This window comes from Alteraurantiacibacter palmitatis, from assembly GCF_037154115.1.
GTDB classification, from domain to species: domain Bacteria; phylum Pseudomonadota; class Alphaproteobacteria; order Sphingomonadales; family Sphingomonadaceae; genus Alteraurantiacibacter; species Alteraurantiacibacter palmitatis.
Genome location: NZ_JBANRO010000011.1, coordinates 19,233 through 45,616 on the forward strand (window position 1 = coordinate 19,233; position 26,384 = coordinate 45,616).

Consider the following 26,384-nt stretch of genomic DNA (forward strand, 5'->3'; position numbering starts at 1 on the left):
CCAAGGCCAAGGGACAATCCCGGCCCTTGCCCGGTCCTTGCGTGGTTGACCCTGTGCCTTCACGCCCTATGCTCAGGCCACGTGACTTTGCCGGCAAACCTTCTCCCCCCGCCTCCCTTGGCGGAGTTGCAGCAGCACGCGCGTATCGGGCTCTTCCTTGATTTCGATGGCACGCTGGTGGAGCTGGCTCCTGGCCCCGATGCCATTGCCGTGCCGGCCGATCTCGCTGTGCGGTTGGAACGGCTGGGGGAAAGGCTGGGCGGTGCGCTGGCGCTGGTCAGCGGGCGCAGCGCGGCGGATCTGCGGCGCCATCTGGGCCCGGGTTTGCTGACGCTCGCTGGCTCGCACGGCGCGCATATCGTTGCGCCCGATGGCAGCGTCCTGCGGCAGGGTTCCCCCCTGCCCGGTGCGGTGAGCGAGCATCTGCGCCTTTTCGCATCGCGGTCTGGCCTCTTGTTCGAGGAAAAGGCGCATGGCGGCGCGCTGCATTACCGCGCCCGGCCCGAGCTCGGCGATCAGGCCACCGATTTTGCCAAGCAGTTGGCGCAGCACCATGGCCTCGCCACAAAGGAGGGCAAATGCGTGATCGAACTGGTCTGGCCGGGGGCGGACAAGGGCGGCGCGGCGCATCTTTTGTGCGGAAATATGCCTTTCGCCGGAACCATCCCGGTTTTCATTGGTGATGACATTACCGACGAAGACGGGTTTGCCGCCTGCATCCGCATGGGCGGCTTTGGCATCAAGGTGGGCGAAGGCGGCGCGACGTGCGCCCGCTATCGCCTTGCAAGTGTGAAAGACGTGTTTGCGTGGCTCAATCTGTAAGCAATGTTCCTGCTGTCACGAGCGATCTGGAATTGTGGCCCATCGGCAATTGCCAGGTCAGCGGCCTGATCGACCGGCGCGGCGGACTTGTCTGGGCCTGTGTCCCGCGGGTCGATGGCGATCCGGTGTTCTGCGCGATGCTGGGCGGTGACAGGCAGGATGACGGGGTCTGGCGATTTGCGCTGGAAGGCCAGACATCGGCCACCCAGCATTACGTGCGCAACACGCCCATACTCGTGACGCGGCTGGAAGCAGACGATGGCAGCGCCGTAGATATCATCGACTTCTGCCCGCGTTTCCAGCGCAGCGGGCGGATGTATCGTCCCGTTGCCTTCGCGCGCATCGTGCGCCCGGTTTCGGGCAATCCGCGCATCCGCATGGCCCTTCACCCGATGCGCGATTACGGCGCCATTCGGGCAGAGACGACCAGCGGCAGCAACCACATCCGCTATCAGACGGGCGCGCACGCCCTGCGCCTCAGCAGCGATGCGCCGATCGGTTACATCCTTGAAGAGCGCAGTTTCCGGGTGGAGCGCGACGTGCATTTCTTCCTTGGCCCGGATGAGCCCTTTGTCGGCAATCTGCGCGAGGAGGTGCGGCGGATGGAGGAAGGCACGGCCGCCTATTGGCAGCAGTGGGTGCGCGGGCTGGCAACGCCTTTCGAATGGCAGGAGCTTGTCATCCGCAGCGCGATCACGCTGAAACTGTGCCAGCATGAGGAAACCGGCGCGATCGTCGCTGCGCTCACCACCTCGATCCCCGAAGCGCCCCATTCGCAGCGCAACTGGGATTACCGCTACTGCTGGATCCGCGATTCCTATTACACGGTGCAGGCGCTCAACCGGCTGGGCGCTCTCGACGTGCTGGAGAAATACCTCGCTTACCTGCGCAATATCGTGGACGGCGCGCGGGGGGGAAATATCCAGCCGCTTTATTCGGTGATGGGCGAAAGCGAGCTGGAGGAGAGCATCGCCACCGATCTGCCCGGTTACCGCGGGATGGGGCCGGTGCGACGCGGCAACGCAGCCTATCTTCAGGTTCAGCACGATTGCTACGGCCAGATCGTGCTGCCTACGGTGCAGGCATTTGTGGACCGCCGCCTGCTGCGAATGGCGGACGAGCATGATTTCGAAAGCCTGGAGCGCGTGGGCGAAATGGCCTGGGCCATGCACGACCAGCCCGATGCGGGGCTGTGGGAGTTCCGTTCGCGGCAGGAAGTGCATACCTATTCCGCGGTGATGAGCTGGGCCGCGTGCGACCGGCTGGCGATGGCGGCGGACTGGCTGGACAAGCCCGATCGCGCTGCCCTGTGGCGCGAGCGGGCGGATGCAATCCGCGCCCGGATCGAGGCGGAGGCCTGGGTCGAGAAGGCGGAGGACGGCGAGGATGGCGGCCATTACGGCGCGAGCTTTCAGGCCGGCTATCTCGATGCCAGCCTGCTGCAGATGGTCGAACTGCGCTTCCTGGCGCCCGACAATCCACGCTTCCGGTCCACCTTTGCCGCGGTGGAGAAGCATTTGCGGCGCGGCGACTTCATGCTGCGATACGCGGCAGAGGACGATTTCGGCGCCCCGGAAACCGCGTTCAATGTCTGCACCTTCTGGCTGATAGAAGCGCTGCATCTGGTGGGCCGCGATGCCGAGGCGCGCCGCCTGTTCACCACGATGATCAGCCACACGACCCGATCGGGCCTGCTGAGCGAGGATCTGGATTACGACACGGGCGAGCTGTGGGGCAATTTCCCGCAAACCTATTCACTTGTCGGGATCATTAACTGCGCTGGCTTGTTATCCAAACCATGGAGCGAAGTGCGATAGGACGTCTGATAGTCATCTCAAACCGCGTTGCGGTTCCTCAAGCGCGCGGCGCGGCCGGTGCGCAGGGCGGCCTTGCGGGCGCGCTCAATTCCGCGCTCAGCGATCAGGGCGGCATATGGTTCGGCTGGTCGGGGCAGGAAAGCGAAGAGGCAAGTGGCACTATCAACCTGCAACGCAGCGACGGCGTAACCACGGCAACGATCGACCTGTCGAGCCGCGATGTGGATGAATATTACAACGGCTACGCCAATTCGACGCTGTGGCCGCTGTTCCATTACCGGCTCGACCTGACCCGTTACGAGCGCGAGACGGGCAAGGGCTATGAACGCGTGAACGAGATGTTTGCCGAATCGGTCAGCCCCCTGATCGAACCGGATGATCTGGTGTGGGTGCATGATTACCATCTCTTGCCGCTGGGAGAACGGCTGCGCGCGCGCGGAATGACCAATCGGATCGGCTTTTTCCTGCACATTCCGTGGCCGCCAACCCGGCTGTTCGTGTCGCTTCCCTATCACGAGCGGCTCGTGGCGGCGATGATGCAATACGACCTGATCGGTTTCCAGACCGATGAATGGCGCGACAGCTTCCTGCAATATTGCCGCAAGGAAATGGGTGCCGAGGTGAACGAGGTCACGGGCGAAATCACGCTGGATGGACGCACGGTAACCGCGCGCACCTATCCGATCGGGATCGACTGGGATACTTTCCAGGCCGAGGGGCGCACCGAGGAGGCGCACCGGGCCGAACAAAGGCTGGTCTCTTCCACCCGCCACCGCGTGGCGATGATCGGCGTCGACCGGCTGGATTATTCAAAGGGGCTGCCCGAGCGGCTGGACGGCATAAGCCGGTTTCTGGAGCAGAATCCCGAGCGCGTGCGCGATTTCGTGTTCATCCAGATCGCCCCGCCCAGCCGCGAGGACGTGCAGAGTTACCAGGACATTCGCCACACGCTCGAACAGAAGACCGGACAACTGAACGGAGCGTATAGCGAAGTCGATCTGCTGCCGATCCGGTATGTGAATCGCGGCTATTCGCACGCCGAACTCTTTGGCTTTTTCCGCGCGTGCAAGATCGGCCTTGTGACCCCCTTGCGCGACGGCATGAACCTGGTGGCGAAGGAATATGTCGCCGCGCAGGACCCCGAAGATCCCGGCGTGCTCATCCTCTCGCGCTTTGCCGGGGCGGCGGAACAATTGGGCAAGGATGACAAGGGGGCCGTGCTGGTCAACCCCTACAGCCCCGACGATCTGAGCCATGCGATCCGCCTGGCGCTCGACATGCCGCTGGAGGAACGCAAAGCGCGCTATCAGGCCATGATCGGGACCATCCGCGAGGACAATATCCAGTGGTGGACCGAGGCATTCCGCCGGGACCTTGCCGGGCATGGTGGCGATCAGGGTTCAAACCAGCCCGCACGCGGCAATTTGCAACTGGTCCCGCTGCCCGGGGCCTAGGGCGCGAGCTATTGGTTGGCGCAGGCGAGAAGCAGCGCGCCTGCCAGAGCTTCGAGCGCCAGCCCCTCCTCGGCGCCGCCTGCGGCGAGGGCCGCCGCCGGAGCTTCGCCCACCGTGGCCGTGGAGGGATCCTGCACCAGTGTCGCCATCCCGGCATCGCGCATTAGCTTCAGGCCGCGCGAACCGTCGCTGCCTGTGCCCGACAGCACCACGCCCGCTGCGGGCATTCCGGCGCGGGCCAGCGTGCCGAACAGCAAAGTGGCTGACGGGCGGGCACCTTCCACCCGCTCCCTGTCCACAAGGCGCAGGCGCATGGCGTCGCTGCTTTCCACGACAACATGGCGCGCCGGGTCAAAGGCGATGGCGATGGTGCCCTGTTGCAGCGCCATGCCATCACTTGCGGCAACCACGTCGCATGGCAATTCGCGGTCGAGTTTGGCGATAAAGGTCTGCACCAGCGCGGGTTCGGCCTGCAGCGCCACCACGGTGGGCGGGCAATTGGCGGGATAGGTGGCGAACAAGCTGGTCAGGGCGTCGATACCGCCCATCGATGCGCCAATGGCGACGATGCGGCCGTTCCAGTCAAAGGGAACAGCTTCGGCGCGTTCTGTGACGAGGCGCGGCTTGTCGCGCACGTTCGAATTGGCCGCCGCCAGCACGATCTTGCCGAGGTCGGCGACGATCTGGTTGAACTGTTCGGGTGTGGCGCGCAGCGGCTTGGGGAAACATTCCACTGCGCCCAGCTCGAACGCTTTCAGCGAGGTTTCGGCCCCGCTCTGCGTCAGGCTGGAGAGCATGACGACCGGCATGGGCTGTTCTTCCATGATTTCGGCCAGGAATTCGATCCCGCTCATGCCCGGCATTTCGACATCGAGGGTGAGCACATTGGGCTTCAGGTCGGGAATCTGCTGGCGCGCATCGGCGGCATCGCGCGCGGTACCCACCACGGTCACCCCGCGCGCCTGATCCAGAATGTCGGAAAACAGCGCCCGCATCGCGGCGGAATCATCGACAACCAGAACCCGTGCATCGCGCATCGTACAACCCTTGTTTTCAGCATTAGCGGCCTGCCGGTGTTAGGCGCGATGGCTGAAGGTTCCCTTGCCCGTCCGCCTAGGGACTAACCCTATGCCCCGCTTAGGGTGACGGTTCACCTTCAAGGTTAACAGCTTTCCTGCTGCAATCGGGAGGCGTCCAGCGCCGTTCCAGTTGCGGGGATATGACTTCCGGACGGGAAACTGGACAATGGCTGAAGACTTGACGCAACGGCTCCAATTTTATGGCCTTGCGGAACATGGCGACGCGCTGAAGCGGCTGGGCCGGAAAATCGGCACCTCGCTCGATGGCGCACTCGAACAGTTTTACGCCGCCATTTCCCGCGTCCCTGCGATTGCGGGGCTGTTTTCCGGCCGCGATCAGATGGACAAGGCGGCCCGCGCGCAGAAGAGCCACTGGACGACGATGTTCGAGCAGGGGGTGAGCGAGAGCTACGTGGCGCGCGCCACAACCATTGGCAATGTCCACGCTGAAATCGGGCTCGACCCGCGCTGGTACATTGGTGGATACGGCCTGATCCTCGACCAGATGATTCACCGACTGGTGGCGTCGGGTATTTGGGGCCTGTTGCCGTGGAAGCGGCGCCAGGCGCGCGAGATTTCGCTGCTGGTGCGCGCGTCCCTGCTCGATATGGACCTTGCGCTGTCGAGCTATTTCGCGGCTGAAGGGCGGGCCCGCGATGCGGCGCTGGACGGCATGGGCGATGCGCTTCAGGCCTTGGCGCAGGGCGATCTGGCCGCCCGGATGAGCGGGCTTCCCGAAGCCTTTGCCCGCGCGGAAGGCGATTTCAACGCGGCGATGGAATCGTTGCAGCAGATGATGGCCGGCATCGTGTCGGGCATCGATTCGATCTCCACCGCCTCCACCGAAATCCGCACCGCGTCCGATGATCTGGCGCTGCGCAACGAACAGCAGGCCGCGCGGCTGGAAGAAACCTCGGCCGCCATGAATCAGGTGACCGGCAGCGTGCGCGGCACGGCGGAAAATGCCCGCGAGATGCAGCAGGCGATTGCCGGCGCGCATCACGATGCGTCCGAAGGCGGCGCGGTGGTGTCGCGTGCGGTGGACGCAATGGCCGCGATCGAGGCATCGGCGCAGCAGATTTCGCAGATCATCAGCGTGATCGACGGGATTGCCTTCCAGACCAATCTTCTGGCGCTTAACGCCGGGGTTGAGGCCGCGCGTGCGGGCGATGCAGGCAAGGGTTTTGCCGTGGTCGCGACCGAAGTGCGCGCGTTGGCCCAGCGCAGCGCCGATGCGGCAAAGGACATCAAGGCGCTGATCACCACCAGTTCAAGCCAGGTTGCCGAAGGCGTGCAGCTTGTCGGGCAGACCGGCGCAGCGCTGGAACGCATCGTGACCAAGGTGGGCGATGTGAACGAGCTGGTAAGCGGCATTGCCGATGCCGCCAGCGCCCAGGCGGAGAACCTGCAACAGGTCAACGCTGCGGTCAGCGAAATGGATCGGATGACACAGCAGAACGCCGCCATGGTCGAACAATCGACCGCTGCCGCGCGCGGGCTGGCCGATGAATCCGCCGGGCTCATGCGGCTGGTGACGCGTTTCCAGCCTGCCTCTGCGGCAGCGGCGACGACCGAGCCGGTGCTCGTCTTTTCTCCGCCTTCGCGCCGCAGGGCCGCCAGTCCGGCGCCGCTGGTGCGAGGCAATCTGGCCCTCAAGCCCGCAACGGGCGCTGAGGACTGGGCCGAATTCTGACGGCTGGAAGAAGGCACGCACATGACCACGATCACCTTGCCCGCCCGGTGCGACCGCGCCGCCGCAATGGCGCTGTTTCCCGAATTTGTCGCGGCCATCGGGGCGGACGTGCTCGACGTCGATGCCCGGCAGGCGGAGCAGGTGGGGCAGGCGATGCTGCAATTGCTGGCCAGCGCGAAGAGCAGCTTTGCCCTGGTCCGCATCGCCCCTTCCGACAAGCTGCGCGAGGCGGCGCGGCTGACGGGTCTTGAGAACGTCCTGCTCGATGAGGTTGCCAAATGACGCCGCAGGAAATTCAGCAGATCTTCTTTGTCGAATGCGAGGAATCACTGGCTGTGGCCGAGGCGGGTCTGGCCGCCTGCCAGGCAGGCACGCAGGATGACGATACAGTCAACAGCGTGTTTCGCGGCGTGCATTCGATCAAGGGCGGCGCGGGCGCGTTCGGTTATGTTGCCTTGCAGGCTTATACCCACACGTTCGAAACGCTGCTGTCCGATGTGCGCGAAGGCGCGGTGGCGCTGGATGAGACATTGTGCAGCCTGCTGCTGCGCGCGCTCGATACTCTGAGCGATCATGTCAACGCGGCGCGCGACGGGGACAATCCGCCGGACGATGCGGCGCTGCTGGCTGAACTCACCGCTGCGCAGGCGGCCAATCGCGACGGGGCTTCTGCTCCTGCGCCGGCTGTTGCCCCTGCACCCCAAACGGCTCCGCCCGCTGCAACAACACAGGACGATTTCGACCTCGACCTGGATTCGCTGCTCGACACGCTTGTCGGCCCTGCAGCGGATCCCGTTCCGGCAAGCGATACTCCGGCCCGCGAATGGCATCTGCATCTGCGCGCGCATGGCGAGGCGATGCAGAACGGGGCCGAGCCGCTGGCCCTGCTGCGTGAACTGGCGGCGATGGGCGCGCGCTGCGTAACCTGCGACCTTTCGCAAGTGCCCGCGCTTGACGCATTTGACCCGGCGCAAGGCTATCTGGGCTGGACATTCGCCCTGCCCGCCAGTGTGGCCGAAGCCGATGCGCTCGACCTGTTCGATTTCGTGCGCGAGGATTGGGGCCTTGCCACCGGCTCCGACGCGGGGATTCCGCCGCTGCGCCTGTCCGCGCCTGCCCCTGCCGCCGCTCCGTCTGCTCACCTTACTCCGCCTCATGGCACCGGTGCGCCTGCCGCGCCGACTGCGCCGTCTGCCGTGCAGGCGTCTGCGGACGAAGCGCCTGCGGCTCCGCCGCCCGGTCCTGCATCGTCCCAGCCTCCCGCGCCGCCAAGTCCCGCTGCCGGCCAATCGATCCGCATCGATCTGGCCAAGCTCGACCGGCTGATCGACACGGTGGGCGAACTGGTGATCGCGCAGGCCATGCTGGCGCAGCGGCTGGCGGGCGATCCCGGATCGAAGGACGAGCTGACCATGCTCGAAGGGCTGACGCGCGAGATCCAGGAAAGCGCCATGGCGATCCGCGCGCAGCCGATCAGCTCGGTCTTCAGCCGCGTGCCGCGCATCCTGCGCGAACTGGCGGCATCCACCGGCAAGCATGTGCGGCTGGAAATCATCGGCGAAAGCGCGGAACTGGACAAGACCGTGCTCGAAAGGCTGGGCGAACCGCTCACCCATCTCATCCGCAATGCGGTGGATCATGGCATCGAAAGCGCCGAGGAACGGCTGGCGGCCGGCAAGCCCGCCGAAGGCACGCTGACGCTTTCGGCAGAGCAGCGTTCGGGCCGCATCCTCATCCGCATTGGCGATGATGGCAAGGGTATCGACCGCGCGCGCGTCTTGCAGAAGGCTATCGAGAAGGGGATCGTTGCTGCCGATGCCCAGCTTTCGCCCGAAGACATCGACAGTCTGATCTTTGCGCCCGGCTTTTCCACCGCGCAGGCGGTCACCAGCGTATCGGGCCGGGGCGTGGGCATGGATGTGGTACGCCAGAACGTGAAGGAACTGGGCGGCCGCATCACCATCGAATCCGAGGCCGGAAAGGGCACAACCTTCACGCTGGCGCTGCCGCTGACGCTGGCGATCTCGGACGGGATGATCGTGAATGTAGGCGATCAGACGCTGGTGGTTCCGTTGACGCATGTGGTGGAAAGCCTGCGCCCGCCTCCGGGCGATGTGCAGGGACTGGGCTCGTCGCGCCAGATGCTCAATGTGCGCGGGCGCTTTGTGCCGATCGTGCCGGTGGCCAACCATACCGGCCATGGCGGTGTGCCCAAGGCGGCGAGCGAGGGCGTGCTGATCATCGTGGATACGCAGGCGCTGGGGCAGGCGGCCTTGCTGGTGGACGAAATCAGCGACCAGCGGCAATTTGTCATCAAGAGCCTGGAATCCAATTTCCGCGCGGTCGAAGGTGTCGCGGGCGCGACCATTCTGGGCGATGGGCGCGTGGCGCTGATCCTCGATGTCGATGGTCTTGTCGCCTCTGCGCTGGGCCAGAATTCAGGTGCAAACCCGGTGCGGGAGGCGGCATGACACTGGCAGCTGCCTTTGCCGAAGAGCGCCTGCCCGGTGTCAGCCCCGGCGTCTATTCCGACGCCGATTTCCGGGCAATTGCCGAGCTGATCTATGCCGAATCGGGTAATGTCCTGCCCGATGGCAAGGCGATGCTGGTCTATTCGCGCATTGCCCCGCTGGTGCGCAGAGCGGGCGTCCAGACCTTTGCCGACTATATCGCGCTGATCCGGCAGGATGCGGCCGAACGCAAATGTGCGGTCGATGCGCTGACCACCAACCACACCTTCTTCTTCCGCGAGGCGCATCACTTCGCGCATTTCGCGCAAGTGACGCGCCCCGCTTTGCTTGACCGGCTGGAACAGGGCGAAGCTGTTCGGCTGTGGTCGGCGGGCTGCTCCAGCGGCGAGGAGACATGGTCGCTGGTGCTGACGCTGCTGGGCGAAGACCGGCGCGAAGGGCAGGCGATCCTGAAACGCGATGTGCGCCTGCTGGCGTCGGACATTGCCGACCAGGTATTGCGCCGGGCCGAGGCCGCGTCCTATTCGGAAGCGGAGGTGAAGGACGTGCCGCCCGCTTTGCGCAAGGCCTGGCTGACGATGCAGGACAGCGAGGTGCGCGTGCGCGAGGAGGCGCGCGCCATTGTGCGGTTCCGCCAGCTCAATCTGATGGGCGAATGGCCCATGGCGCGCAGCTTCGAGGCGATCTTCTGCCGCAATGTGATGATCTATTTCGACCAGCCGACCAAGGAAAAGCTGGTGCTGCGTTTCGCGCAGCGGCTGCGGCCCGGCGCCTTCCTGTATATCGGCCACAGCGAGCGCGTGTCCGGCCCGGCCACCGATCTGCTCGACCAGGTTGGCCCCACCATCTACCGGCGGAGGGCCGCATGACGATCCGCGTGCTGATAGTCGACGATTCCGCCACCATGCGCGCCATCCTGACCGCGCGCCTGTCGCAGGAGCCGGATATTACCGTGGTGGCCGCTGCCGCAACGGCGGCCGAAGGGCGCGAGCTGATCAAGCAGCTCGATCCCGATGTGGTGACGCTGGATATCGAGATGCCGGGCATGAACGGCCTCGACTTCCTCGAAAAGATCATGACGCTGCGCCCCACGCCGGTGATTATCGTGTCGGGCATGACGCAGAAAGGCAACGAGCTGACTGCGCGCGCGCTCGCCCTAGGGGCGGTCGATTGCTATTCGAAATGCGACCGTTCGGGCGGCCTGCCGCTGGATGATGCAGGCGCGCTGGCCGCGCTGGTGCGCCAGGCCAGCCAGATGCGTTACAGCGGCCGGTTTGCGCGGGCCGCCACGCTGGCGCGGCGCGCGGCGCCCAGCCTTCCGTTCGATGTGCGTGCCATTGCCATCGGCTCCTCCACTGGCGGCGTGGAGGCGTTGCAAATCCTGCTGCGCGATTTTCCGCCGGATTGCCCGCCCACGCTGATCGTGCAGCATGTCAACGCCCGCTTTGCCCCGGCAATTGCCCGCTCGCTTGATGAAATCTGTGCGGCGCAGGTCGTGATGGCCGAACCTGATATGCCGATGAAGGCAGGCCATGTCTATTTCGCACCCGGCGGCGACCGGCATATGCGCGTGGGCGGCACCGGCAGCCATTACATCCGCTTGCGGCCGGGGGATCCTGTGTCGGGCCATTTGCCCAGTGTCGATGTGCTGTTCGCCTCGATGGCTGAGATATTCGGCAATGCGGGCGTTGGCATCCTGCTGACCGGCATGGGCAGCGATGGCGCCAACGGCCTGCTGGCGATGGCGCAGGCCGGCGCGCTGACCATTGCCCAGGACGAGGCGACCTGCACCGTGTTCGGTATGCCGCGCGCCGCAATTGCGCTGGGGGCGGCCAGTGTCGTCGCGCCCATCGGCAGCATTGCGCGCCATGTGCTGCGAAAGGCGGCATGACAGCCATGACTGCGCACACCCCAATCGCGTCCAAGCCCCTCACGCGCATTACCATCCTGCAGGGGCAGGCGCGGGTCAGCGCCGGCCCGCGGGTCGAATTTTCGACCGTGCTGGGCAGCTGCGTGGCGACCTGCTTCTATGATCCGGAGGTGGAGCTGGGCGGGATGAACCATTTCCTGCTGGCCGAACCGCCGCAGGGCCATGCGCCTGCTGCCGTGGACGAGCATTACGGCGTCTATCTGATGGAAGTGCTCATCAACGAGATGCTCACCTATGGCGCGGCCAAGCACCGGCTGCGCGCGCATCTGTATGGCGGAGCGAATATGCGCGCCGGCATGGCGCAGATCGGCACGATGAACGCCGATTTCGCCCGCCGCTTCCTGCAACAGGAAAAGATCCCGCTGCTGCGCGAGGATTTGGGCGGCACATCGGCCCGCCGCGTGGAGTTCCGCCCGGCCCACGGGCAGGTGCGCTGCCGCACGGTGGCCAATACGCTTGTTTCCGAAACCACCCCCACCCCCCGCAAGCCCGCAATATCGGGCGATGTCGAATTGTTCTGACGAAAGTGAACCGCGCGATGAGTAACGCCCTGCGAATTCTGACGGTTGATGACAGCGCCAGCATGCGTGCCCTGCTGCTGCACGCGCTTGGTGCGAACGGGTTTGACGTGGCGCAGGCCGATGATGGCCTCGCTGCGCTCGACTGGCTGGCGCTGAACGATGTCGATGTGATCATCACCGATATCAACATGCCGCGCCTCGACGGGTTTGGCCTGATCGAACAGGTGCGATCGGGGCGGCGGCATTGCGACCGGCCGATCCTTGTCCTGTCCACCGAAAGTTCGGACGAGAAGAAGGCGCGGGCGCGGGCGGCGGGGGCGACCGGCTGGATCGTGAAACCGTTCGATGCCGAAAAGCTGGTGGCCGCGGTGCGCCGCGTTGCCCATTGATACACCTGCTGGAAGGACGACGCATATGGAACTGATCACTTTCGAAGTCGCCGGGCAGCTCTTCGGCCTCGATATCATGGCCGTGCGCGAAATCCGCGCCTGGACGCCCGCCACCCGCCTGCCGCAGGTGCCGCGTTATGTCGTGGGGGTGGTGAATCTGCGCGGCACGGTGCTGCCGGTGGTTGATCTTGCCTCGCGCCTTGGCTGGGAACCGACCGAGGCGACGCCGCGCCACGCGATCATCGTGATCCAGCTGGGTGCGCAGACCGTGGGCCTGGTGGTCGATTCGGTAAGCGATATCGTCGCCTTGCAGGAAGATGCCATGCAGCCGCCGCCCAGCACGGGTGGGGACGAGGTGGTTCAGTTCCTGCACGGCCTTGCCGCGCTGGGCGACCGGATGGTGATGGTGCTCGATCTGATGCGGCTGGATACGGGCGACACGCTGGCCGACGCGGCATGAGCCAGCCTTTCGTTCCGATAGATATTGGCCGCGTGGCGCAGGTGCTCGATCTGCTGGGGCAGGAGATCGAGGAACTGGGTCAGGAACTGTGCCGCGACCCTGCCACGGTCGCGCGCCACATGACGCAGTTGCAGGCAATCGACCGCATCGCGCAGCACCAGCACGCGCTGGCCGATCTGCTGCGCGCCGAATGCCTGACCAGCGCGGTGCAGGCGCTGGGGCTGGAAGATCTGGCGGCCCGCCTGCGCGACCATCGCAACTAGCAAGGGGAGGCGTCCCCGCCCGCATGGCGGCGCAGTTGCGCCATCAGCCAGGCTAGGCCGGAATCGTCCTGCCGCGCCTGATTGAACTGCATCATCTGGCGCATCACGGGAAAGGCGAAGGGCATGTCCTGCCAGACAATGGGCAGGCGGCGCGCCATCACCTGCGCCAGCCGGCGGTGCATCACCGCCAGTCTGTCTGTCCCCACCAGCAGGTCGGGCACGCTGGTAAAGGAGGCGGCGGTAATCTCGATCCGCCGCTCTGCCGCCAGCGCGGCCAATTGGCTTTCGGCAAAGCTGGCGCGCGCGCCCTGGCCCACGCGCACCGCCACATGGCCCGCGGCCAGAAATCCGTCGCGCGTCAAGGGCTCGTCCAGCGCCGGATTGCCGCGCCAGCCCGCCACCACATGCGCTTCCTCGAACAGGAGCTGCGTGGGGTGGCCGGGAATGCAATGTTCCTGCGGGGTCAGCAACAGGTCGATCTCGCCGCGCTCCAGCTCGGTCTGCGCGGCTTGCGAAGGCGGCACGATATCCAGCCCGATGGCGGGGGCGAGCCGCGTAAGGTCGGCAATCACCGCCGGGAAAAGCACCGCCACCAGATAATCCGATGCGCAGATGCGGAAGGTGCGCGTGGAGCTTAGCGGATCGAACGCGGTGGATCGCGCAATCAACGCATCCAGCCGGGCGATGACCGGCCCCAGATCGCGGTGCAGCGCCTGCGCCTGCGCGGTGGGGATCATCCGCTTGCCTTGCGCTACCAGCAGCGGATCGCCGAAGAACTGGCGGAGCCGCGCCAGCGCTGCGCTCATCGCCGGTTGCGACAGGTTGAGCCGCTCTGCCGCGCGCGACACGCTGCGTTCCTCCACCAGCGCATCAAGCGCCACCAGCAGGTTGAGATCGAAGCCTTTGAAACGCATGAGGCATCCATAATGATTATCGATCAGGATAAAAACAATCGATTTTCGTTATCCTGAATGTTCCGCCATCATGGCCCGTATGGAGAGATTGAACATTCTTGCCGTGGGCGCCGGAATCGGCGGGCTGACGGCGGCGATTGCCCTGTTGCGGGACGGACACCGGGTGACTCTGGTGGAGCGCGATCCGCAATGGAGCGTCTATGGCGTGGGCATCATCCAGCAGGGCAATGTCCTGCGCGCGATGGACCATCTGGGCCTTCTGGGTGCCTTTCTGGAAGGCTCTGTCGGGTTTGATTTCGTTGCTGTCCACGCGCCCAATGGCATGGAGGTCGCACGCGTTCCCTCACACCGCCTGATCGAAGGCTGCCCTGCCAATGTGGGCATTGGCCGCCGCGCGCTGCAACAACTGCTGGCCGATACCGCCAAAGCCGCCGGGGCCGAGGTGCGGCTGGGCCTGACCGTCGCCACGCTGGCGGATGATGGGGAAGGCGTTGATGTCACCTTCTCTGACGGCACCAGCGAGCGATACGATCTGGTGATCGGTGCCGACGGCGTCCATTCGCAGATGCGCGGCATGATCCTTCCCGACGAAGCCGGGCCGCAATTTACGGGCCAGGCGGTGTGGCGTTACAACCTGCCCCGGCCCGACGGGATGGACGCGCTGCACGTCTATAACGGCCCCATCGGGGCGGGTCTGGTGCCGATCAGCGCCGATCTGATGTATATGTATGTCACCACGCCCGAACCCGACAATCCGTGGTATCCGACAGAAGGGCTGGCGGCGGTGATGCGCGCCAAGGTGCCTGCGCCGCTGGCTGATCTTGCCGCACAGATTACCGAGGACGAGGGCGTGGTCTACCGGCCGCTCGAAGGGCTGATTCTGCGCGGCGACTGGCACCGGGGCCGCGTTGTGCTGCTGGGCGATGCGGTGCACGCCACCACGCCGCATCTGGGGCAGGGTGCAGGCATGGCGATCGAGGATGCGATCGTGCTGGCCGAGGAGATTGCCCGCCACACCACTCCGCAGGAAGCCTTTGCCGCCTACCGCGCGCGCCGGTTCGACCGCTGCGCCTATATCGTCGATGCCAGCCTTGCCATCTGCATGGGGCAATTGGGCAAGGGGCCGCCGGTCGACAACGCCAAGGCCACTGCCGAAATGTTCGCCCGCGTGGCGGAACCGATCTGAAGGAAATGATGTGATGAGCCGCGTTACCGAAATCCGCTATGTGGGCTATGGCGTCACCGACATTGCCGCCGAAAGCGCCTTCTATGCCGAGAACTGGGGCCTGGAACAGGTGCCTGCGGACGACGGCATGGCCTATTTCCGCGCGGTCGGCGCGAAGGAGCATCACGTGGTGCGCCTGCGAGCATCGGATGCGAACCATGTCGATGTGATCGCGCTGGCCGCTGACAGCCGCGCCGATGTGGACGATCTGAAGGCCCGCGTGGAAGCGGCGGGGTGCCGCATCATTCACGCGCCCCGCGATCTGACCTCGCCCGGCGGCGGCTACGGCTTCCGCTTCTTCTCGCCCGATGGCCTGCCGTTCGAGATTTCCAGCGATGTCGCCACTGGCCCTTCGCGCGAAGTGGACCGCTGGGAAGGCATCCCGCTGCGCATCAGCCACATCGTGCTGCATTCGCCCGATCACAAGGCAATGGTGGTCTTCTTCACCGATGTGCTGGGCTTCAAGGTGTCCGACTGGTTGGGCGATTTCATGTGCTTTTTGCGCTGTAATTCGGCGCATCACCGCGTGGCGATTTTGCCGGGGCCGCCCTGCCTCAACCATGTCGCCTATGACATGACCAATGTGGACGGGATGCTGCGCGGTGTCTCGCGCCTCAAACAGCGCGATATCGACATTCGCTGGGGGCCGGGGCGGCACACGGCGGGCGACAACACCTTCAGCTATTTCGTCACCCCCATGGGCTTTGCCGTGGAATACACCGCCGAACTGGAGGAAGTGGATTTCGACACCCACGTGGCCAAGGTGCACGAGCCTGCGCCGCGGATCATGGACCAGTGGGGCATTGGTGTCGGCGGGCCGCAGACCATGCCGCACGCCGCACCCGATGCGCGCCTGTTCCAGCCGGCGGAGGCGTAAGGCGCGTGGCCCTGTTCGAATATTTCCCGAACTATATCTGGAACCTGTCGGTCGCCATGGCGCTGGAAAGCGGCGGGCAGATTGGCGAGATCATCGACATGTGCGCGCCCATCCGCGAGGCGGCGCTGGCGGGCGATGCGGCAACGGGCGATTTCATGGCCGCCTGGGTGGCCAAGGCTGACACGCTGCTGGACCTTGCGGCAGAGGACGAGGCACGCGGGCGGGCGTTTTCCGCCTCGGACAAGCTGGAGCGCGCCTCGCTCTACCTGTTGGTTGCCGAACGGATGCAGGCGCAGGGGTCTGCTGGGCGCAAGGAGACTTACGCGCGCGCTCTGGATGCATTCACCCGTTCCACCGCGCTGGGCAAGTTGCCGCGCGAACGGGTGGAAGTGCCGCTGGCCACAGGCACCATGCCCGCGCTGTTTACCCCCGGTGCTGGCGAGGGGCCGCGCCCGGTGGTGGTCTATTGCAACGGGCTCGACAGCACGAAGGAGCTGCTGTTCTGGTCGCGCCTGCCGCACGCGTTGGCGCGGCGCGGCATTTCCACGCTGTGCGTTGATCAGCCCGGCACGGGCGAGGCGCTGCGGCTGCAAGGTCTGCCGGTTGATCCGCATTCGGAAAACTGGGCAAGCCGCGCGGTGGACTGGCTGGAGGGGCGCAGCGATGTCAATCCGTCACGCATCGGCATGGCGGGTATCTCGCTGGGCGGGCATTTTTCGCCGCGCGCGGTGGCCTATGAACCGCGCTTTGCCAGCGGGGCGGTATGGGGCGCGAACCACAACTGGCGCGAAGTGCAGGACAAGCGCATCCGCCGCGAAGGCGAGAACCCCGTGCCGCATTACTGGGCGCATGTGTTCTGGACTTTCGGTGCCACCGACATGGAGGATTTCCTCGCCAAGTCCGCCGACATGAACCTCAACGGACATATGGACCGCATCCGCGTGCCGTTCCTTGTCACCCATGGCGAGAAGGACCGGCAGATTTCGCTCGAATATGCGCACCAGGCCTATGACCAGTTGGTCAATTCTCCGCGCCGCGAACTCAAGATCTTCACGGCGCGCGAAGGCGGGGTGGAGCATGTGGGGGCGGACAATCTGACCTTCGGGCGCGATTACATTGCCGACTGGTTTGCCGACACGCTGGGAGGGCATACAGCATGAGCGAGAAGCCGATCCGCCGCATCGTCACCGGGCATGATCCGCAAGGGCGCGCGGTGTTTCAGGAAGACGGCCCCGTGCCGCGTGTCCAGCGCATTGGCGGGGACGCCGGGCCGCTGTTCTTTGAGGTATGGAACACGACCGCAAGCCCTGCGCAGATTGACCGGGCATCGGGCGAACCGCCGGAAGAGGGCATCAAGCTGGTGCCGCCCAAGGGAGGCACCCGCATCCGCGTGCTCGACATTCCGCCTGATGGCGAGCGCCTCGACGATGTAACGCCCGAAGAAGCCGCCGCGCATTTCGCCGAAGTGGGCGCGGCCGAGGCATCCTCCTACACGGGCGAAGGCTCGCGCCACGCGCGAATGCACCGCACCGAGACGGTGGATTACGGCATCGTGCTGGAAGGCGAGATCGTCCTGATCCTCGACGAAGGCGAGACCGTGTGCCGCGCGGGCGACATCATCATCCAGCGCGGCACCAATCACGGCTGGGCCAACCGGTCGGACGCGAATTGCCGCATCGCTTTCATCCTCATCGACGGGGAATATGTGGACGGCCTCGCATGAAGCTGGCCAGCCGCGCCAACGGAACGCCTGACGGGGAACTGCTGGTCGTCTCGGCCGATGGCACGCGCGGAATTGCCGCCGGCCCCGGCCTGCCGAATCTGCGCGAGGCGCTGGAACGCTGGGGCGAGGCCGTGCCGCTGTTGGCCGATCTCGCCGCAGGGGTGGAGATGGGCACGGGCGAGCCGCTCGATCCCGCCAGCCTGATGGCCCCCCTGCCGCGCGCGTGGCAATGGCTCGATGCGTCCGCGTTCAAGACCCATGCTGATCTGATGCAGGTCGCCTTTGGCCATGATCCGATCGTGCAGGAAAAGCCGCTGATGTATCAGGGCATGTCGCACCGCTTCTACGGCCCGCGGGACGATGTGCCCTTCCCCGATGCACAAGGCGGGATCGATTTCGAAGGCGAGTTTGCCGTCGTCACCGATTTCGTGCCGATGGGCACATCTGCCGCCGATGCAGCGGGGCGGATCCGGCTGGTTCTACAGGTCAACGACTGGTCGCTGCGCCATCTGGCGGTGCCCGAAATGAAGACCGGCTTTGGCTGGGTGCAGGCAAAGCCCGCCTGCTCCGCCGCGCCCTTTGCAGTCACGCCGCACGCGCTGGGCGATGGTTGGCAGGACGGGCGCGTGTGCCTCGATTTGCAGGTGGACTGGAACGGTGCGCGGTTTGGCGCAGCCAATGGCCGCGAAATGACCTTCGGTTTTCACGACCTCATTGCCCATGCCGCGGCCACGCGCGATCTGGCGGCGGGTACGATCATCGGATCGGGCACGGTGGCCAACAGGGACTATGCCCGCGTCGGCTCCAGCTGCATTTCCGAACGCCGCGCGATCGAGATGATCGCCAGCGGCGGCGCGCCGGTGACGGGCTACATGAAACCGGGCGACCGGGTGCGCATGGCGGCGGTGGATGCCCATGGGGCGCAGCCATTTGGGGAAATCGACCAGCGCGTTATCTGCGCTGATTAATTCTGGTGGAGGAAATGCAATGAAATCGGCAACCCGTTACCTCGCTGCCGCACTGGCGGCCTTGGCTCTGCCGCTGGGCGCAGGGGCAAGTCTGGCGCAACAGGACCAGGCGCAGGAAGCCCGCGAGGCGCGCAATTACTCGGTCGAGACGACCCCGGTGGGCACGCTGCTTGATGATCCGGAAGCTGCCGCCATTCTCCAACGGCTGATCCCGGCGGTCTATGCCAACGAGATGTTCCAGTCGCTGGGCCGGCCCAATACGCTGCGCGGTGTGCAACAGTATGAGCCTGCCACGCTGACCAATGCCAAGCTGGCCGAAATCCAGGCAGAGTTCGACAAGCTGGACGGCTGAGCGGCGATTTAGTCCTGACCGGAGGGGTGCTGATCCAGCTCGTCGCCGGTCAGCCCCACGATATGCAGCAGATTGGTGGCCCCGCTCTTGCCGAAGGGCACGCCGGCCAGCATGGCCACGCGCGCGCCCGCCCCGCCAAAGCCGTGGCGCAACGCCATGCGCTTGCCCTTGGCGATCATCTCCTCGAAACTGCCGATATCGCGCGTGGCCACCGGGTGCGCCCCCCACAACAGCGTCACGCGCCGTGCGACCTTGACCGACGGGGTCAGCACCATCAACGGCACGGCGGGCCGCTCGCGCGCCACGCGCCTGGCGGAGGAGCCGCTGTCGGTGAACACGCAGATCGCGTTCAGATCTATGGTATCGCCGATGGTCATGCAGGCATGGGCCAGCGCATCGGCCACGGTTGCATCGGATGGCGTTTCCAGCATCCGCACCCGCGCCTTGTAGCCTTCGTCGGCCTCCACATGGGCGGCGATCGAATCCATCATCAGCACGGCTTCTTCGGGCCATGCCCCGGCGGCGGTCTCCGCGCTCAGCATCACCACATCGGCCCCGTCATACACCGCGTTCGCCACGTCGGACACTTCGGCGCGGGTCGGGGTGGGGCTTTCGATCATGCTTTCCAGCATCTGCGTCGCCACGATCACCGGCTTGCCGGTAAGGCGGGTGGCGTTGACGATCTTCTTCTGGATCGGCGGCACTTCTTCGGGGAGCATTTCCACCCCCAGATCGCCACGCGCCACCATCACGCCATCGGCGGCGGCGATGATCTCGTCCAGCCGCTTCACCGCCATCGGCTTTTCGATCTTGGCGCACAGGAACGCCTGCCCGCCCATCAGCGCTTTGGCTTCCTCCACATCCTCGGGCCGCTGGACGAAGGAAAGGCCGATCCAGTCCGCCCCCTGTTCCATGGCGAAGGCAAGGTCGGCGCGGTCCTTGTCGGTCAGCGCGGGGATCGGCACTTCGGCATCGGGCACGTTCACGCCCTTGCGGTCGGAGATCACCCCGCCCACTTCGGCCATGCAGGTGATCGAGCCGGTCGTCACCTCCACTACGCGCAGGCGAATCTTGCCATCATTGATCAGCAAGCGTTGCCCTACATCCAGCGCTTTGAACAATTCGGGATGCGGCAGGCACACGCGCGTCGCATCGCCCGGCGCAGGATCGCGATCCAGCGTGAAGCGCGCGCCATGGGCGATCACCGCCTTGCCTTGCGCAAAGGTGCCCACGCGAAGTTTGGGCCCCTGTAGGTCGCACAGAATGGCGATGGGGCGGCCAAATTCCTTTTCCAGCGCGCGCACGCGGCGGAAATTCGCCTCGTGCATGGCGTGGTCGCCGTGGCTCATGTTGAATCGGAAGGCATCGGCTCCGGCGCGAAACAGCGCGCGCAGCACATCGGCATCGCTGCTGGCCGGGCCGAGCGTTGCCAGGATCTTGATCTTGCGGGAACGGCGCGGCAGGCGCGTGGACTTGGCTGTGGTCATGGGCCAAAGCCTATGGCACGCCTGTGCGACAAGACAAGGACGAGAAAATGCTCAATGCCCCCGATGCCCTGGAAAATCTGCCCGATGATGTGGCCGCGGCCGCGTTTCGCCGCCTCGTCAGCCATTTGCAAGCCCGCCACGATGCGCAGAACATCGATTTGATGGGGCTGGCGGGATTCTGCCGAAATTGCCTGGCCGACTGGATTCGCGATGCGGGCTATGATGGCGACAAGGAAGCCGCGCGCGCGCTGATCCACGGAATGCCGAGCGCCGATTGGAAGGCGAAATACCAGACCGAAGCGACGCCGGAACAGCTCGCCCGCATGGAGGAAAGCCTGAAGCGGAACGGCCCCGCGCACTGATTTTCCACAAGGGGCACTTTGCCCGAATCTGCTGCCGCCTCTATCCGGGCCGCCGACTGATTCTCAATTCTGACCGGAGTTTCCCATGGCCGAAGCCACTGACGACCGCCTGCGCCTGCTGATCGAGCGTATCGAACGCCTTGAGGAAGAAAAGAAGGGCATCGCCGATGATATCCGCGACGTTTATGCCGAGGCGAAGGCGGTGGGCTACGATCCCAAAATCATGCGGCAGGTGGTGCGCCTGCGCAAGATGAAGCCCGATGACCGGAACGAGATGGAACTGGTGCTGGAAACCTACAAGAACGCACTGGGCCTTGGCTGAGGCAAAAGCGGCGCAAATCTTGAAACGGGGCCAAGCTGTATTATACTCCTAACACGCCATTCCGGCGGCAGGAGGATTTGCACATGGCCAGCCCGTGGAAGGATGCGCGCGGCATCCTCGTCACCACCACCCACAGCATCGAGGGGCGGCCCATCCAGGATTATCTGGGCGTGGTCACCGGCGAAGTGATCGTGGGCGCCAATATTTTCCGCGATATGTTCGCCAGCGTGCGCGACATCGTGGGCGGGCGTTCGGGCAGTTACGAAAAAGTGCTGGCCGATGCGCGCGAACAGGCGATTGGCGAATTGCAGGCGGCTGCGGCGTCACGCGGCGGCAATGCCGTGGTGGGCGTGGATCTGGATTACGAGGTGCTGGGCAAGACCGGCTCGATGCTGATGGTCAGCGTCAGCGGCACGGCGGTGCGCATCTAGCCGCCTTTCCCCTGCCGCACATTGTTCCTGCCGCGCACGGTTGAAGCAGGCGCACGGCTGCGCTAGGCCGCGCGCACATTCTTTTCACGCATCCGGCAGAAGCGAACCATGGCAGGCCATTCCAAATTCAAGAACATCATGCACCGCAAGGGTGCGCAGGACAAAAAGCGGTCCAATCTGTTTTCCAAGCTTTCCCGCGAAATCACCGTGGCGGCGAAGATGGGCCTGCCCGATCCGGATATGAACCCGCGCCTGCGGCTGGCAGTGAACGCGGCCAAGGCGCAGTCCATGCCCAAGGACAATATCCAGCGCGCGATCGACAAGGCGAGCGCTGCCGGCGGGGAAGATTACGAGGAAGTGCGCTACGAAGGCTATGGCCCCGGCGGCAGCGCGATCATCGTGGAAGCGTTGACCGACAACCGCAACCGCACCGCCACCAATGTGCGCAACGCCTTTGCCAAGAATGGCGGCAATATGGGCGCCTCCGGCTCGGTCGCGCACGGCTTTGAACGGCTTGGCATGATCGAATATCCGGCCGGCGTTGGTGACGAGGACAAGGTGCTCGAAGCCGCGATCGAGGCGGGCGCGGACGATGTCGAATCGGGCGAGGAAGGCCACACGATCTGGACGCAGATGGAAGCCCTGCACGAAGTGGCCAAGGGGCTGGAAGCTGTGCTGGGCGAGGCCGAAACGGTCAAGCTGGCGTGGAAGCCCAACCTCACCGTCTCGCTCGACGAGAAGGACGCCGCGACGCTGCTCAAGATGATCGACATGCTCGATGACGATGACGACGTGCAGACCGTGTGGGGCAATTACGAAATCGCTGACGAGGTGATGGAGAAGCTGGGTTAAGGCCCGGCGCTGCGGTCCGTTCGTGTCGAGCGCAGTCGAGACACGGCCAGCAGGCCTCTCGACTTCGCTCGAGGCGAGCGGCACAAGGCCCAAATGCTGATCCTCGGCCTCGACCCCTCGCTGTCCTCCACCGGTTGGGGCGTGTTGCGTGTGGATGGCGTGCGGATTGCCCATGTGGCGCATGGCCAGATTGCAACCGATGCCAAGGCGCCCATGGCGCAGCGGCTGGCGGCCCTCCACGCCGGGATTGCCGATGTTATCGCGCTGCACCGCCCCCATCGCGCGGCGGCGGAAGAAGTCTTTCTCAACACAAACCCGCAATCCACGCTCAAACTGGCGCAGGCGCGCGGGTGCGTGCTGGCGGCGTGCGGGGCGGCGGGCCTGACGGTGAACGAGCACGCCGCGCGGTTGGTGAAGAAGGCCGTGGTGGGCACCGGCGGGGCGGAAAAGACCCAGGTGCAGGCCATGCTCAAAGTGCTGTTGCCCGGCGTCGCCATCACCGGCGCGGATGCGGCGGATGCGCTGGCGGTGGCGATAGCGGATGCGCATCTTGGCGCGCATCCGGGCAGAAGGGGTTAGGCGCGATGTATCTGGTCGTCTTCCGCAACACCAAACGCGCCGATATGGCCCCGACCGCCTATGCCGCAGCAGCGGAGGAGATGGAGGCTCTCGCCCGCGCGCAGCCCGGTTTCGTGTCGTTCAAAAGCTTTGCAGCCGAAGATGGCGAGGTCGTCGCCCTGTCCGAATGGGCGGATGAAGCCGCCGCGCATAGCTGGGGCCGCATGGCCGCGCACCGTGATGTGCAGGCGCGCGGGCGAGCTGAATGGTATGCGGAATACACCCTCTACGGCTGCGCCAACCCGCGCATCCATCGTTTCACGCACGAGGACTGAGCATGACGATCACACTCTACGGCATCCCCAACTGCGACACGGTGAAGAAGGCGCGTTCATGGCTGGATGCGCGCGGGATCGCGCATGAATTCCATGACTACAAGAAGCACGGTGCCGATCCGGCGCTGGTGGCTGAATGGATGGCGGAAATGGGCGTGGACACCGTGCTGAACCGGCGCGGCACCACGTGGAAGAAGCTGTCGCCCGAAGAACAAGCGAAGGCCGCCAGCCCGGAAGGCGCTGTCACGCTGCTGACGCAACACCCTTCCATGGTCAAGCGGCCGGTGGTGGTCCATCCCGGTGGCCTGCTGGTGGGGTTTGACGAGAAGCAATGGGAATCCGCGCTGCTTTGAATGGGGCCTTGGCCCCGCTGCTGCTGGGGCTTAGCCTGCCCGCCATGGCGCAGGGCTCCGATTTCCTCATCATCGCGCATCGCGGCGCCAGTGGCGAGCGGCCCGAACACACGCTGGCCGCCTATGACCGGGCGATAGATCAGGGCGCCGATTATATTGAGCCCGATCTTGTGGCCACGAAAGACGGCGTGCTGGTCGCCCGGCACGAGAACGAGATTTCGGGCACCACCGATGTGGCAGATCGCCCGGAGTTTGCGGGTCGCCGCACCACCAAGCTGATCGATCGCGAGGAAGTGAGCGGCTGGTTCACCGAGGATTTCACGCTTGCCGAACTGCGCACCCTGCGCGCCCGCGAACGCCTTCCGCAACTGCGCGTCGCCAATACCGCGTTTGATGGCCTCTATCAGGTGCCAACGCTGGCCGAAGTGATCGCGCTGGTGCAGGCGCGCGAGGCGGAGACAGGGCGGCGCATCGGCCTTTATCCCGAAATCAAGCATCCGGCCTACTTCCTTGGGATTGGGCACGATCTGGCCGCCATGCTGGTGGAGGAACTCCACACTGCCGGATACCGCAATGCGGACGATCCGGTGTTCATCCAGAGCTTTGAGGTCATGCCGCTGCAAAGGCTGGATACCATGACCGATCTCAGGCTGGTGCAGCTTGTGTCGGCACAGGGCGGCGCTGCCGATCTGCCCGGCACGACCTATGCCGATATGCTATCCGGCGAGGGGCTGGCGGGCATCGCCGCCTATGCCGATGGGATCGGCGCGGAATTGCGATTGCTGCTGGATGACGAGGGCGCATCCACGGGCCTTGTCGATGCGGCGCATGCAGCAGGGCTGGTGGTGCATGGCTGGACGCTGCGCAAGGAGAATGCGTTCCTTCCGTTTGCAGCAAGAGTGGGCGACGATCCGGCGGGCATTGGCTGTGAGAGCCGCGTGCTGCGCGCACTGGTGGAAGCAGGCACCGACGGCGTATTTACCGACGATCCGGGCCGCAGCGTAACGTGGCGGCAGGGAATGGAAAACCTGCTCTGCACTGTGATTGGCGATTAGCTGAGGAAATAATCCTTCGGTTCCAGCGGCGCCGGCGCCTCTTCGTCCAGATGCGGGGCGAGGCTGATTTCGGCCGCGCGGCAGATTGCGTCCAGCGGCAGGCCGTTGGGCGTCTGGCCGAAGGGGTGGCTCAATTCCTCGGTCACTTCGGCAAGACCAAAAAAGACATAGCCGACAATGCCCACGAACACCGGCGTCAGCCAGCCGGCCGGGCCAACCAGCGCCAGCGGCAGCAGCAGGCAGAACAGCCAGGTGGTGCGGTAGATCAGCAGCGAATAGACATAGGGCAGCGGCGTGGTCGCGATCCGTTCGCACCCGGCCTGTTTCAGCGCCATGCTGCGCAGCCGTTCAGCCAGAGTGCGCTGGCCAAAACTGTCGATCATGCCGCCTAAGGCGCCCTGCTTTACCAGCGCTGCCATCGCATCGAGCGCGGCATCGGGCGGGTGTGGCGCATCGGTCAGCGTGCCTCCGTGGCGCTGTGCCAATTCGTCGCCGCCAAGCCCGCGCAGATTGGCGCGGTGCAGATGCAGAAAGCCGCGCGCGGTGCGCAGCAGCGACAGGCGCAGGGCATCGTCGCGCACGAACACCTCCGCCTCCCGCGCAAGGCTGCGCATATCGGCGAGCAAACCGCCCCACAGCTTGCGCGCTTCCCACCAGCGGTCATAGGCGGCGTTGTTGCGAAAGCCGAGGAACAGCGAGAGCGCGATGCCAAACACGGTGAAGCCCAGTCCCCCGGTTTCGGGCAGCAAATCGGCTCGCCGATCCAGCCAGACCAGCAAGGCGGCAAATCCCATCAGTGCGATCAGGCGCAGCGCAATGCGCGGCAGGATCGACCCCCGGATCGCAAAGATCAGATCAAGCGCGCGCGGAGCGTCGCGGACGATCACCGCCGCGCGCCCCTATCCGGCCCGCGCGGTGACGATGTAATTCAGCGCCAGATCGTCGGAAAGATGCAGGCCTTTGGCCGGCGACCAGGTGATCCCGCGCGGCTCGCCCATGATCAGGCCTGCATCGGCCAGCAGGTCGCGCAGTTCATCAGGGGTAATGAAATCGCCCCAATGGTGTGTGCCCTTTGGCACCGCTCCCAAGGCCTCTGCCGCGCCCACCAGCAGCAGGCGGCTGGCGGTGGTGCGGTTGGGGGTGGAGAGCACCATCAGCCCGCCATCGGCCAGATGCGCGGCCAGTTGGGCGACGAAGGCGGGCTTGTCGGCCACGTGCTCGATCACTTCCATGCTGGTGACCAGATCAAATGGGCCGAGGCCAAGGCTGGCCAGTTCGCCGTGGTGATAGGTGATCGCCAAGCCTCCGCCCGCCGCATGGCGCACGGCCGCCGCGATGTTTTCCGCCGCCGCGTCCACGCCGGTGACATTTGCGCCCAGCCGCGCCAGCGGTTCGCACAGCAGGCCCGCGCCGCAGCCCACATCCAGCGCGGTTTTGCCCGCCAGCGGGCGGATGGAGCGGACATCGCCGCCCCAGTGCAGGTCCACCGCCTCGCGCAGGAAAGTGAGCCGCACCGGGTTCAGCCGGTGGAGCATGGCGGAGGAGCCGGCAGGGTTCCACCAGTCCGCTGCCAGCGCCCCGAAATGCGCCGCCTCGTCTGCGCGGATGGTTTCATTTGCCAAGGTGTCAGGAGCGCTTGCATCAGCCATGCTGCATCCCTAACAGCGCGCG

General features: G+C 65.3%; 31 protein-coding genes. 26 read left to right on the plus strand and 5 right to left on the minus strand.

Annotated features, from left to right (window positions below; all coding sequences use genetic code 11):
- Window positions 1-126: 126 nt before the first annotated feature.
- From otsB to WFP44_RS13145, 3 genes are read left to right on the plus strand one after another with little or no spacing between them, the layout of a single operon-like run.
- A complete protein-coding gene (gene otsB, locus WFP44_RS13135) occupies window positions 127-822 on the plus strand; it encodes a trehalose-phosphatase (RefSeq protein ID WP_336927017.1) in 696 nt (231 codons plus the stop codon).
- Window positions 807-2,639, plus strand: coding sequence for a glycoside hydrolase family 15 protein (locus WFP44_RS13140; RefSeq protein ID WP_336927018.1), 1,833 nt, complete (start codon window positions 807-809; stop codon window positions 2,637-2,639). The genes otsB and WFP44_RS13140 overlap by 16 nt, the downstream gene beginning before the upstream one ends.
- Window positions 2,621-4,093, plus strand: a complete 1,473-nt coding sequence (locus WFP44_RS13145) for an alpha,alpha-trehalose-phosphate synthase (UDP-forming) (RefSeq protein WP_336927019.1) — start codon at window positions 2,621-2,623, stop codon at window positions 4,091-4,093. Before WFP44_RS13140 ends, WFP44_RS13145 begins: the two co-directional genes overlap by 19 nt.
- Window positions 4,094-4,101: 8 nt before the next feature.
- Here WFP44_RS13145 and WFP44_RS13150 read toward each other — a convergent pair whose 3' ends face one another.
- Window positions 4,102-5,130, minus strand: coding sequence for a chemotaxis protein CheB (locus WFP44_RS13150; RefSeq protein WP_336927020.1), 1,029 nt, complete (start codon window positions 5,128-5,130; stop codon window positions 4,102-4,104).
- A gap of 208 nt (window positions 5,131-5,338) precedes the next feature.
- Here WFP44_RS13150 and WFP44_RS13155 point away from each other — a divergent pair, with 208 nt between their 5' ends.
- From WFP44_RS13155 to WFP44_RS13195, 9 genes are read left to right on the plus strand one after another with little or no spacing between them, the layout of a single operon-like run.
- Complete coding sequence (locus WFP44_RS13155; RefSeq protein WP_336927021.1) at window positions 5,339-6,865, plus strand: methyl-accepting chemotaxis protein; 1,527 nt, start codon at window positions 5,339-5,341, stop codon at window positions 6,863-6,865.
- A 21-nt stretch (window positions 6,866-6,886) separates the two neighbouring features.
- Window positions 6,887-7,147, plus strand: a complete 261-nt coding sequence (locus tag WFP44_RS13160; RefSeq protein ID WP_336927022.1) for a chemotaxis protein CheX — start codon at window positions 6,887-6,889, stop codon at window positions 7,145-7,147.
- Window positions 7,144-9,336 (plus strand): chemotaxis protein CheA, encoded by a 2,193-nt coding sequence (locus tag WFP44_RS13165; RefSeq protein ID WP_336927023.1) that lies wholly within the window; start codon window positions 7,144-7,146, stop codon window positions 9,334-9,336. The genes WFP44_RS13160 and WFP44_RS13165 overlap by 4 nt, the downstream gene beginning before the upstream one ends.
- Window positions 9,333-10,205, plus strand: a complete 873-nt coding sequence (locus WFP44_RS13170; protein ID WP_336927024.1) for a CheR family methyltransferase — start codon at window positions 9,333-9,335, stop codon at window positions 10,203-10,205. Before WFP44_RS13165 ends, WFP44_RS13170 begins: the two co-directional genes overlap by 4 nt.
- A complete protein-coding gene (locus tag WFP44_RS13175) occupies window positions 10,202-11,227 on the plus strand; it encodes a protein-glutamate methylesterase/protein-glutamine glutaminase (protein WP_336927025.1) in 1,026 nt (341 codons plus the stop codon). Before WFP44_RS13170 ends, WFP44_RS13175 begins: the two co-directional genes overlap by 4 nt.
- 5 nt (window positions 11,228-11,232) lie before the next feature.
- The gene (locus tag WFP44_RS13180; protein ID WP_336927026.1) at window positions 11,233-11,787 is read left to right on the plus strand and encodes a chemotaxis protein CheD; all 555 of its coding nucleotides are present in this window, start codon (window positions 11,233-11,235) and stop codon (window positions 11,785-11,787) included.
- A 17-nt stretch (window positions 11,788-11,804) separates the two neighbouring features.
- Window positions 11,805-12,176 carry a response regulator gene (locus WFP44_RS13185; RefSeq protein WP_336927027.1) on the plus strand — a complete coding sequence of 124 codons (372 nt, stop codon included), beginning with the start codon at window positions 11,805-11,807 and terminating at the stop codon, window positions 12,174-12,176.
- Window positions 12,177-12,201: 25 nt separating this feature from the next.
- Window positions 12,202-12,636 (plus strand): chemotaxis protein CheW, encoded by a 435-nt coding sequence (locus tag WFP44_RS13190; RefSeq protein WP_336927028.1) that lies wholly within the window; start codon window positions 12,202-12,204, stop codon window positions 12,634-12,636.
- Window positions 12,633-12,899 carry a hypothetical protein gene (locus tag WFP44_RS13195; RefSeq protein ID WP_336927029.1) on the plus strand — a complete coding sequence of 89 codons (267 nt, stop codon included), beginning with the start codon at window positions 12,633-12,635 and terminating at the stop codon, window positions 12,897-12,899. The genes WFP44_RS13190 and WFP44_RS13195 overlap by 4 nt, the downstream gene beginning before the upstream one ends.
- Here the strand turns inward: WFP44_RS13195 and WFP44_RS13200 are convergent.
- Complete coding sequence (locus WFP44_RS13200) at window positions 12,896-13,813, minus strand: LysR family transcriptional regulator (RefSeq protein WP_336927030.1); 918 nt, start codon at window positions 13,811-13,813, stop codon at window positions 12,896-12,898. The two genes, WFP44_RS13195 and WFP44_RS13200, sit on opposite strands and share 4 nt — an antisense overlap.
- A 79-nt stretch (window positions 13,814-13,892) precedes the next feature.
- On the opposite strand from WFP44_RS13200, the gene WFP44_RS13205 reads away from it, so the two are divergent.
- From WFP44_RS13205 to WFP44_RS13230, 6 genes are read left to right on the plus strand one after another with little or no spacing between them, the layout of a single operon-like run.
- Window positions 13,893-14,999: an FAD-dependent oxidoreductase gene (locus WFP44_RS13205; RefSeq protein ID WP_336927031.1), complete on the plus strand. Its 1,107-nt coding sequence runs from the start codon at window positions 13,893-13,895 to the stop codon at window positions 14,997-14,999.
- A 13-nt stretch (window positions 15,000-15,012) separates the two neighbouring features.
- Complete coding sequence (locus tag WFP44_RS13210; RefSeq protein ID WP_336927032.1) at window positions 15,013-15,915, plus strand: VOC family protein; 903 nt, start codon at window positions 15,013-15,015, stop codon at window positions 15,913-15,915.
- Window positions 15,916-15,920: 5 nt separating this feature from the next.
- Window positions 15,921-17,075, plus strand: coding sequence for an alpha/beta hydrolase family protein (locus WFP44_RS13215; RefSeq protein ID WP_336927033.1), 1,155 nt, complete (start codon window positions 15,921-15,923; stop codon window positions 17,073-17,075).
- Complete coding sequence (locus WFP44_RS13220) at window positions 17,072-17,638, plus strand: cupin domain-containing protein (RefSeq protein WP_336927034.1); 567 nt, start codon at window positions 17,072-17,074, stop codon at window positions 17,636-17,638. Before WFP44_RS13215 ends, WFP44_RS13220 begins: the two co-directional genes overlap by 4 nt.
- Window positions 17,635-18,606, plus strand: coding sequence for a fumarylacetoacetate hydrolase family protein (locus tag WFP44_RS13225; RefSeq protein ID WP_336927035.1), 972 nt, complete (start codon window positions 17,635-17,637; stop codon window positions 18,604-18,606). Before WFP44_RS13220 ends, WFP44_RS13225 begins: the two co-directional genes overlap by 4 nt.
- 19 nt (window positions 18,607-18,625) lie before the next feature.
- Window positions 18,626-18,958, plus strand: a complete 333-nt coding sequence (locus WFP44_RS13230; protein ID WP_336927036.1) for a hypothetical protein — start codon at window positions 18,626-18,628, stop codon at window positions 18,956-18,958.
- A gap of 8 nt (window positions 18,959-18,966) precedes the next feature.
- Here WFP44_RS13230 and pyk read toward each other — a convergent pair whose 3' ends face one another.
- A complete protein-coding gene (gene pyk / locus WFP44_RS13235) occupies window positions 18,967-20,445 on the minus strand; it encodes a pyruvate kinase (RefSeq protein WP_336927037.1) in 1,479 nt (492 codons plus the stop codon).
- Between the two features lie 47 nt (window positions 20,446-20,492).
- Here pyk and WFP44_RS13240 point away from each other — a divergent pair, with 47 nt between their 5' ends.
- From WFP44_RS13240 to WFP44_RS13275, 8 genes are all read left to right on the plus strand, one after another.
- Window positions 20,493-20,807 carry a DUF1244 domain-containing protein gene (locus WFP44_RS13240; RefSeq protein ID WP_336927038.1) on the plus strand — a complete coding sequence of 105 codons (315 nt, stop codon included), beginning with the start codon at window positions 20,493-20,495 and terminating at the stop codon, window positions 20,805-20,807.
- 85 nt (window positions 20,808-20,892) lie between these two features.
- Complete coding sequence (locus WFP44_RS13245) at window positions 20,893-21,129, plus strand: DUF2312 domain-containing protein (protein WP_336927039.1); 237 nt, start codon at window positions 20,893-20,895, stop codon at window positions 21,127-21,129.
- An 83-nt stretch (window positions 21,130-21,212) separates the two neighbouring features.
- Window positions 21,213-21,560: a heavy metal-binding domain-containing protein gene (locus WFP44_RS13250; protein WP_336927040.1), complete on the plus strand. Its 348-nt coding sequence runs from the start codon at window positions 21,213-21,215 to the stop codon at window positions 21,558-21,560.
- Window positions 21,561-21,668: 108 nt separating this feature from the next.
- Window positions 21,669-22,412, plus strand: a complete 744-nt coding sequence (locus WFP44_RS13255; protein ID WP_336927041.1) for a YebC/PmpR family DNA-binding transcriptional regulator — start codon at window positions 21,669-21,671, stop codon at window positions 22,410-22,412.
- Window positions 22,413-22,505: 93 nt separating this feature from the next.
- Window positions 22,506-22,991, plus strand: coding sequence for a crossover junction endodeoxyribonuclease RuvC (ruvC, locus tag WFP44_RS13260; protein WP_336927042.1), 486 nt, complete (start codon window positions 22,506-22,508; stop codon window positions 22,989-22,991).
- 5 nt (window positions 22,992-22,996) lie between these two features.
- On the plus strand, window positions 22,997-23,305 hold the full coding sequence (locus tag WFP44_RS13265; protein ID WP_336927043.1) for an antibiotic biosynthesis monooxygenase family protein: 309 nt from the start codon (window positions 22,997-22,999) through the stop codon (window positions 23,303-23,305).
- A 2-nt stretch (window positions 23,306-23,307) separates the two neighbouring features.
- Window positions 23,308-23,658 (plus strand): arsenate reductase, encoded by a 351-nt coding sequence (locus WFP44_RS13270; protein ID WP_336927044.1) that lies wholly within the window; start codon window positions 23,308-23,310, stop codon window positions 23,656-23,658.
- Window positions 23,637-24,713 (plus strand): glycerophosphodiester phosphodiesterase, encoded by a 1,077-nt coding sequence (locus WFP44_RS13275; RefSeq protein WP_377922777.1) that lies wholly within the window; start codon window positions 23,637-23,639, stop codon window positions 24,711-24,713. The genes WFP44_RS13270 and WFP44_RS13275 overlap by 22 nt, the downstream gene beginning before the upstream one ends.
- On the opposite strand, the gene WFP44_RS13280 is transcribed toward WFP44_RS13275, so the two are convergent.
- Window positions 24,710-25,600, minus strand: a complete 891-nt coding sequence (locus WFP44_RS13280; RefSeq protein WP_336927045.1) for a bestrophin family protein — start codon at window positions 25,598-25,600, stop codon at window positions 24,710-24,712. The two genes, WFP44_RS13275 and WFP44_RS13280, sit on opposite strands and share 4 nt — an antisense overlap.
- 12 nt (window positions 25,601-25,612) lie before the next feature.
- Complete coding sequence (ubiG, locus tag WFP44_RS13285) at window positions 25,613-26,362, minus strand: bifunctional 2-polyprenyl-6-hydroxyphenol methylase/3-demethylubiquinol 3-O-methyltransferase UbiG (RefSeq protein ID WP_336927046.1); 750 nt, start codon at window positions 26,360-26,362, stop codon at window positions 25,613-25,615.
- Window positions 26,363-26,384: the final 22 nt, after the last annotated feature.

What these genes read in the sequence shown, in the direction of transcription:
- WFP44_RS13160 (WP_336927022.1), top strand. Translation starts at nt 6,887, where the DNA reads ATGACCACGATCACCTTGCCCGCCCGGTGCGACCGCGCCGCCGCAATG.
- WFP44_RS13180 (WP_336927026.1), top strand. Translation starts at nt 11,233, where the DNA reads ATGACTGCGCACACCCCAATCGCGTCCAAGCCCCTCACGCGCATTACC.
- WFP44_RS13210 (WP_336927032.1), top strand. Translation starts at nt 15,013, where the DNA reads ATGAGCCGCGTTACCGAAATCCGCTATGTGGGCTATGGCGTCACCGAC.
- WFP44_RS13250 (WP_336927040.1), top strand. Translation starts at nt 21,213, where the DNA reads ATGGCCAGCCCGTGGAAGGATGCGCGCGGCATCCTCGTCACCACCACC.
- WFP44_RS13225 (WP_336927035.1), top strand. Translation starts at nt 17,635, where the DNA reads ATGAAGCTGGCCAGCCGCGCCAACGGAACGCCTGACGGGGAACTGCTG.
- WFP44_RS13240 (WP_336927038.1), top strand. Translation starts at nt 20,493, where the DNA reads ATGCTCAATGCCCCCGATGCCCTGGAAAATCTGCCCGATGATGTGGCC.
- WFP44_RS13220 (WP_336927034.1), top strand. Translation starts at nt 17,072, where the DNA reads ATGAGCGAGAAGCCGATCCGCCGCATCGTCACCGGGCATGATCCGCAA.
- ubiG (WP_336927046.1), bottom strand. Translation starts at nt 26,362, where the DNA reads ATGGCTGATGCAAGCGCTCCTGACACCTTGGCAAATGAAACCATCCGC.
- WFP44_RS13185 (WP_336927027.1), top strand. Translation starts at nt 11,805, where the DNA reads ATGAGTAACGCCCTGCGAATTCTGACGGTTGATGACAGCGCCAGCATG.
- WFP44_RS13265 (WP_336927043.1), top strand. Translation starts at nt 22,997, where the DNA reads ATGTATCTGGTCGTCTTCCGCAACACCAAACGCGCCGATATGGCCCCG.
- WFP44_RS13195 (WP_336927029.1), top strand. Translation starts at nt 12,633, where the DNA reads ATGAGCCAGCCTTTCGTTCCGATAGATATTGGCCGCGTGGCGCAGGTG.
- WFP44_RS13200 (WP_336927030.1), bottom strand. Translation starts at nt 13,813, where the DNA reads ATGCGTTTCAAAGGCTTCGATCTCAACCTGCTGGTGGCGCTTGATGCG.
- WFP44_RS13275 (WP_377922777.1), top strand. Translation starts at nt 23,637, where the DNA reads ATGGGAATCCGCGCTGCTTTGAATGGGGCCTTGGCCCCGCTGCTGCTG.
- WFP44_RS13190 (WP_336927028.1), top strand. Translation starts at nt 12,202, where the DNA reads ATGGAACTGATCACTTTCGAAGTCGCCGGGCAGCTCTTCGGCCTCGAT.
- WFP44_RS13170 (WP_336927024.1), top strand. Translation starts at nt 9,333, where the DNA reads ATGACACTGGCAGCTGCCTTTGCCGAAGAGCGCCTGCCCGGTGTCAGC.
- WFP44_RS13230 (WP_336927036.1), top strand. Translation starts at nt 18,626, where the DNA reads ATGAAATCGGCAACCCGTTACCTCGCTGCCGCACTGGCGGCCTTGGCT.
- WFP44_RS13255 (WP_336927041.1), top strand. Translation starts at nt 21,669, where the DNA reads ATGGCAGGCCATTCCAAATTCAAGAACATCATGCACCGCAAGGGTGCG.
- WFP44_RS13155 (WP_336927021.1), top strand. Translation starts at nt 5,339, where the DNA reads ATGGCTGAAGACTTGACGCAACGGCTCCAATTTTATGGCCTTGCGGAA.
- pyk (WP_336927037.1), bottom strand. Translation starts at nt 20,445, where the DNA reads ATGACCACAGCCAAGTCCACGCGCCTGCCGCGCCGTTCCCGCAAGATC.
- WFP44_RS13165 (WP_336927023.1), top strand. Translation starts at nt 7,144, where the DNA reads ATGACGCCGCAGGAAATTCAGCAGATCTTCTTTGTCGAATGCGAGGAA.
- WFP44_RS13145 (WP_336927019.1), top strand. Translation starts at nt 2,621, where the DNA reads ATGGAGCGAAGTGCGATAGGACGTCTGATAGTCATCTCAAACCGCGTT.
- WFP44_RS13150 (WP_336927020.1), bottom strand. Translation starts at nt 5,130, where the DNA reads ATGCGCGATGCACGGGTTCTGGTTGTCGATGATTCCGCCGCGATGCGG.
- WFP44_RS13175 (WP_336927025.1), top strand. Translation starts at nt 10,202, where the DNA reads ATGACGATCCGCGTGCTGATAGTCGACGATTCCGCCACCATGCGCGCC.
- ruvC (WP_336927042.1), top strand. Translation starts at nt 22,506, where the DNA reads ATGCTGATCCTCGGCCTCGACCCCTCGCTGTCCTCCACCGGTTGGGGC.
- WFP44_RS13245 (WP_336927039.1), top strand. Translation starts at nt 20,893, where the DNA reads ATGGCCGAAGCCACTGACGACCGCCTGCGCCTGCTGATCGAGCGTATC.
- WFP44_RS13270 (WP_336927044.1), top strand. Translation starts at nt 23,308, where the DNA reads ATGACGATCACACTCTACGGCATCCCCAACTGCGACACGGTGAAGAAG.
- WFP44_RS13205 (WP_336927031.1), top strand. Translation starts at nt 13,893, where the DNA reads ATGGAGAGATTGAACATTCTTGCCGTGGGCGCCGGAATCGGCGGGCTG.